The 6,723-nt window shown below is 36.8% G+C and carries 3 protein-coding genes; all 3 read right to left on the reverse strand.

Features of this window, described 5'->3' with window-relative positions; genetic code table 11:
• On the reverse strand, window positions 1–1,854 hold a 1,854-nt coding region (locus AC1DPQ_RS13580), incomplete at its 3' end, for an ABC transporter permease (protein ID WP_477609740.1).
• A gap of 74 nt (window positions 1,855–1,928) precedes the next feature.
• The gene (locus tag AC1DPQ_RS13585; protein ID WP_477609742.1) at window positions 1,929–4,310 is read right to left on the reverse strand and encodes an ABC transporter permease; all 2,382 of its coding nucleotides are present in this window, start codon (window positions 4,308–4,310) and stop codon (window positions 1,929–1,931) included.
• Window positions 4,311–4,379: 69 nt separating this feature from the next.
• On the reverse strand, window positions 4,380–6,723 hold a 2,344-nt coding region (locus tag AC1DPQ_RS13590), incomplete at its 5' end, for an ABC transporter permease (protein ID WP_477609744.1).

The following is a 6,723-nucleotide window of genomic DNA, read 5'->3' on the forward strand; positions in this document are numbered from 1 at the left end:
CTTTAGCATAATTTCTGTTTTGGGGTTTCCGCAGGGATCATTTATTGCGTAAATGGTAGGCTGTACTGCTTTCTCAAATCCAAGTGCTTTAAAATCTTTTATCACGCCTACAATCTTATATTCTTTATTCTGGCAGCCTTTTATGGTTTTACCTACAGGATTGGTTAATCCATACTTTGCTATTGCAGCTTCATTAAGTATAGCAGAATTTGCCGTATCGGTTTTAAATTCTCTGGAAAATGTTCTGCCTTCTTTAATCTTAATATCTAATGTTTCGAAATAATCAAAATCTACATCTGTAAAACTTAAACTTTGTTCTTTTCCATCAACAGTATATTTATTTTTTCCACTATCAGAACCATCCGGCAATGCATTGGTAACGGTAACCGATTTCACCCCCGGAATTTTGACCATTTTATCTCTTATCGGATCGAATTTGCTTGGCGAGACGAAATATGCGAGGTTTTTAATGTACACCACTTGTTCGGGTTTGAAACCAATATCTTGGGTACGCATGTATTTTAGTTGAGAACTGATGATGAGCAGACCTATAATAAAAACTACCGCTACGCTAAACTGAACCACCAATAAGCTGTTGCGCAACCAATAGCTCTGTTTGCTGGTTTGAAAATTACCTTTTAAAACAAGTGCAGGTTTAAATCCAGATAGTACCATGGCAGGATAAATACCGGCTATCAGCGTAATAAAAATTAATATAAGTGGCAATTGCCAGAATAAAGCACTATTGGCTATCCAAATGGATAAATTGACCACGAACAGGTTATTAAATTTTGGCAAGATGATTTCGGCCATAATCAGTCCTAATATCGTCGCTGCTAAACACTGGATTAATATTTCTGTTAAAAACTGAAAAGCAAGCTGAAAGCGATAAGCACCCATCACTTTTTTAACGCCTACCTCTTTTGCCCGTTTGGTTGCCTGCGCTATACTCAGATTGGTAAAGTTGATACAGGCGATTACCAAGATCAGGATTCCTAAAACAGACAAAGCTATGAGTACTTTATAATTGGCATCGGTACCGGCCTTTGGTTTAAGGTGTTGGTTTTTTAAAGGATCGAGAAAGGCTTTTGTTGCTTTAAAAGTCTCATTATTGGGATCTTCTCCATCTTTAAGCAATTCCTTTTTATAAAGGGCATTAATTTTAGCTTCAAGTGCCTGAATATCTGTGCCCGGTTTTACCTGGATATAAGTGTTGTAGTTGTTGTATCCATAGTTTTCGCCTATCCCAACTTCTTTCATCAATGAAATGGCGTCGAAAGTAATATTAGAGTGGGGATCGGCAAAAATACTTCCGCTCAACTTACCTGTCATATTAGCCGATTTACTCCCAAGCCAGATCATTTCAGGCTGACCGTTTTTATTATGAGGGAAAAGCGTTTTATAATTTTCGTTGCTTAGATAAAACAGATTTTCGGTTGTACTTTCCGGCTTAGTTAAACCGACAGTGGGTTTAATGTTAAACATTTTTGCTGCAGCATAATCGAGATAGAGGCATTTACTTAAAAAAACAACAYCGTGATCGCTGCTAACTGGAAATTCAAAAAAACTCATTTTCATGGTACCAACTGAAACTACTTCTGGCATTTCTGCTTTAATAGCTTTACCCAATGGTGGCGGAGTATTATTGGTCTTAAAATCAGGCAACTGTCTACCTACTACGTAAATTTCGTTGTAGTTTGGGTTTTCCTTGTCAAAACCTGTTTCATAGGTAAAATACATGGTTACCAAAATAAATGCAGCTAAAGCAATAGCTAAGCCACCAATATTTATGAAGGTAATTATCTTGTTTCTCCAGAGGTTTCGTAGTGCAATTTTTAAGTTTAATCTGAACATAAGGCGTAGGGTTTGGCGTAAAGTGTTTGGCGTGTAGCGTTTAAACGCTTAGCACCAAACGCTTCACGCAGGTCTTATTCATATTTAAGTGCATCAACAGCGTTTGCTTTGGCCACTTTAAAGGTTTGCAGGCTCACTGTTAAAATGGCAATAATTACCGAGGTTAAAAGGGCAAGCAAAAAAGGCCATGGGTTAATGGTAATTTTATAATCATATTTCTCCAGCCATTTGGCAACAAGAATATAAGCTACCGGGATAGCGATCACATTGGATATGATTACCAGTTTCATAAAATCTTTGTTCAAAAGAACCAGGATATCAGAAAGATTAGCGCCCAATACTTTACGGATACTGATTTCTTTACTGCGCTGTTCAGCGGTATATAACGCTAAACCCAGTAAACCTAAACAGGAAATAAAAATGGCAAATCCTCCAAAAATATTGGAAAGTACACTGAGCAACTTTTCGCTCCGGAGTTTTTCGGCCATGCCCTGACTAACGAGTTTCACTTCAATTGGATAAGCAGGATTTAAACGTTGACTAACCGATTTTATCGCTTCGATTGAATTAGAAAGCGATTGCTTAGGATTAAGTTTAAGCAGCAAAACCCGACTCGTTTTAACATTGTAATAATAAACTGTTGGCTGTATTTTAGAAGCAAGCGATTCGTTAGAATAATCTTGCACCACACCCACCACTTTAAGTGGCGGATTATCGCCCCAATGGATAACAGTACCCACAGGGTTTTTTAACCCCATTATTTTAACGGCAGTTTGGTTGAGGAGCAAAGATGTAGCTGTATCAGCCGAAAATTTAGGATCAAAATCTCTTCCTGCTAGAATCTTTACACCAGTTGTTTTGGCAAAATCGAAACCTGTACTTCTATAATTAATAATCGAGACATCATTTTTGGGCTTGCCTGGCCATTGAATGTCGCTGGTAATTGAACCACCATCTGTAAACGAGCTAGCATATTCTGTTGTAGCAATTGTAGCACCTACCCGCTCCAATTCATTTTTAAAAGTCTGCAATTTCTGTGGCTTTGTCCACTCTCCTTCTAAATCGATCTGTACCAGCGCAGTCTCATCAAAGCCTAAGGGCTTATTTTTAAGGTGCTGAATTTGGCTGTAAATTACAATTGCCGAAATAATCATGCAGATAGAAAGGCTAAACTGCACTACTACCAGTGTTTTGCGGATAGATAGTGAGCCCGTTGAACCTTTAAAGCCTTTTAATACCTTTACGGGTATAAATGATGAAAGGTAAAATGCAGGATAACTACCAGCAAGTAAACCAGTTACCAGTACCATAGCAAGTAATAAGCTCCAAAATTGATAAGCATTGTAATTAATTTTGATCGAGATATCGAGTAAGTTGTTAAAGTAAGGTAACGAGACTTCGAGCAGTGTAAAGGCAATTAACATTGCTAAAAAAGACAATAGTATTGACTCTACCATAAACTGTCCCATTATTGTATTTCTGGTAGAACCTAAAGCCTTTCTAACCCCTACCTCACGGGCACGTTTCTCCGACTTAGCAGTTGAAAGATTCATGTAATTGATGCAGGCGATAAATAATACACAGATGGCCAGAAAAACAAATAATCGCAACTGATCAATTTTGCCCCCCACCGATTTTCCATTGTCAAAATCACCGTATAAGTGAAATTTGCTTAAAGGAAAAAGAAAAGGTTCGTATGTCATTTCTTTTAAATTGGGTTCTTTGTTTACGATGAAATGTTTTAGTGCTGCGYTTGTTGCATCTAAAGAAGCATTATCTTTAAGCTGAAATAAGGTCAAACAAGTAATTGCTCCCCAACCGTTATTTTTTTCAGACGGATTTTCCTGCTCAAAAAAAGCCCATGGCTGCAAAACATCAAACTGCATGGTTTGATTTTTTGGCAGATCCTGTATTACAGCACTAACTTTTAAGTCTACCCTGTTATCGTATTTAATACTTTGTCCGATTGGATTCTGATCGCCAAATAATTTCTTTGCTGTCGATTCGCTTATCAATACGTTATTAGGCTCAGATAAAGCAGTACCTGGATCGCCATAGATAAATTTCTGTTCAAGGATTTTTAAAAAATCAGGATCTACATTAAATCCTATTAATTTAAAATTATTCCGGTTATGGCTGTATAATTTCTGGCCATTGTTCATTGAAATGCGGGTTGCACTTTTAATGCCTGGCAATTCTGAAACCCCAGCTTTGGCCAGTTTATTCGGAACGGCCATCGTAGTGGCCAGCTTGCCGTTAAACTTTAAATTTAATGCGGCAAAATATACCTTATCGGCATTTCTATATTGCTTATCGAAACTCCATTCGTAGTTAACGTACAAAAGTAACATTAAACAACAGGCCATTCCGATAGCTAAGCCACCTACATTAATTAATGTGAAGCCTTTGTTTTTCCAAAGGTTACGTAGTGCTATTTTAAAGTTTAATCTGAACATGATAGGTTAACTGTATAAATTGTTAAACTGGTTAATTGTTATATTGCTAACTGAAAACTGTCAACTGAATTATTCATATTTAAGTGCATCAACAGGGTTGGCGTTTGCGGTTTTGTAAGCCTGAAAACTTACGGTAATCACTGCCATTAATAAAGTCCCGATAGCGGCTGTGGGAATAATCCACCATGATATTTCGGTGTGGAATTCAAACTTCATCAACCATTTATTCATTAAATAATAACTCAAAGGAATAGCGATAACGATAGCAACCACAATCATTTTTACAAAAGAGAACGAGAGCAACTGCATTAAATTAAGTAAAGAGGCGCCAAGTACCTTGCGTACACCAAATTCTTTTGTTCGTTGCTCGGCACTATAGGCCACCAAACCGAACAGCCCCAGGCAGGAAACGAATATGGCCAGTCCGCCAAAAAGATTTGAAAGGATGCCTAAAGTTTTCTCCTTTTGGAACAAATCACTGTATACGTCATCTAAAAATGAGATTTCAACCGGGTAAGCAGGATTAATATCTTTGGTAATTCGGGTAATTGTTTCAATATTTTGCTGAATGGTATTCGAAGTATTTAGCCTCATCGTGATGTAACTTGTATACTTATCGTTAAAATAAAGTATCATTGGGTTATTCGATTTATAAGGTGAATCCCATACATAATCATCAAAAACTCCAATAATCACCCTTTTATCACCAAAAATGGTAAGAATTTGCCCTACTGGTTTTTTTAAGTTCATTACTTTTGCGGTTGCAGAACTAATAAGAACGGCTGCAGAATCCGATGCAAATTTTTTAGAAAAATCCCGCCCTTCCAACAATTTTATACCATTAGTTTTTATGAAATCATAGCTGGCTTCAACCTTATTAAACAGGTTATCATTATTCTCCTGAACCATTCCAGGCCAACGAACATCGGTAAAATTTGAACCGTGGTGTGATAATTTTGTTGAAGATTTATTTAAACTTGTTACAGCATCAGATTGCAGTATTTTTTGCTTGTAAACCTCAAACTGATTTTTTAGCTGTCCATCCTGAGGAATCTCAATCAATGCTTTGGTATCTATGCCCAGTGGTCTATTTTTAATGTATTGAATTTGATGATAAATAACCAGCGTTGAAATAATCAGAACGATAGCAAAACAAAACTGGCTTACAACAAGGACTTGCCTTAAGCTTACAGATGCCAAACCTTTCGATTTTATTTTCCTTTTTAAAGTTTGGATCGGGTTAAAAGCAGATAAATAAAATGCGGGATAACTTCCTGCGATTAAACCTGTAGCGATAACTATTCCCAATATGCCAATCCAACTGGTTAAATTAAAATAAGATATGCCGAGATTGATATTTAAAAGACCATTAAATGCAGGCAAACAGATTTCGAGCAGCGCAATTGCGATCACAACCGCAATTAAGGTAAGTACCATTGACTCTGTTAAAAATTGAAAAATTAATGAAATTCGATTTGCGCCAATTGTCTTCTTAATACCAACTTCTTTCGCCCGTTTTTCTGATTTGGCCGTAGCCATGTTCATAAAATTGATACAAGCAATGAGTAAAATACCAAAAGCAAGACCAGTAAAAAGCCATATTTGTTCAATGTCGCCGCCTACACTTTTTCCATTTTCAAATTTACCAAATAAGTGCAGTTTAGCATATTGGAATGCTACGAAAGGTTGGTCGGTTTGCTTATTATTTGCTTTAACAGCCTCGTCAATTTTCCTGTTCACAACATCAATGTCTGCATTAGGATTAAGAGAAAACATCGTTACAAAACTGTAATTACCCCATCCCAAATTCTTCGCGCTTTCATCAACCATTTCATAAAAGGCCCAAGGCATTAAAAAATCGAACTTAAGTGAGCTATTTTGAGGTATATCTTTTATTACACCGGTTACCGTCAAATTTTCACTATCCTGATAACGGACAGATTTGTTTAATACATTTGTTGTACCGAAAAGAATTTTCGCCATTGTCTCAGTAAGAATTACAGATTTCGGGTTTTTCATTGCGGTTTTGGCATTACCCACAATAAATTCATAATTAAATAGCTTTAAAATATCCGGTTCAGCGAATTTCCCGTCTTTCTTAAATCCATTTTCTCCATTTGCAATTAAACTTTTTTTGATGTAGTTCATCCTTGCAAGGTTTTTTATTTCGGGAATGCGTTCCCTTAATAATGGTCCGAGCGCTGTTGTTGTTCCTTCAAATGTCTTCGACACACCGCCATTTCCATCAGGAATATTAGTCATAACCGTATACAGATTTTCTGAGTTTCTGTAGTGCTTATCAAAGTTCCATTCATAGGTAACATACAAGAGCAACATTAAACAGGCTGCCAAACCAATAGCCAACCCAATTACGTTAATAAACGAGCTTACCTTGTTTCGCCAAAGGTTACGC

The organism is Pedobacter sp. 01T416_2, assembly GCF_056398925.1.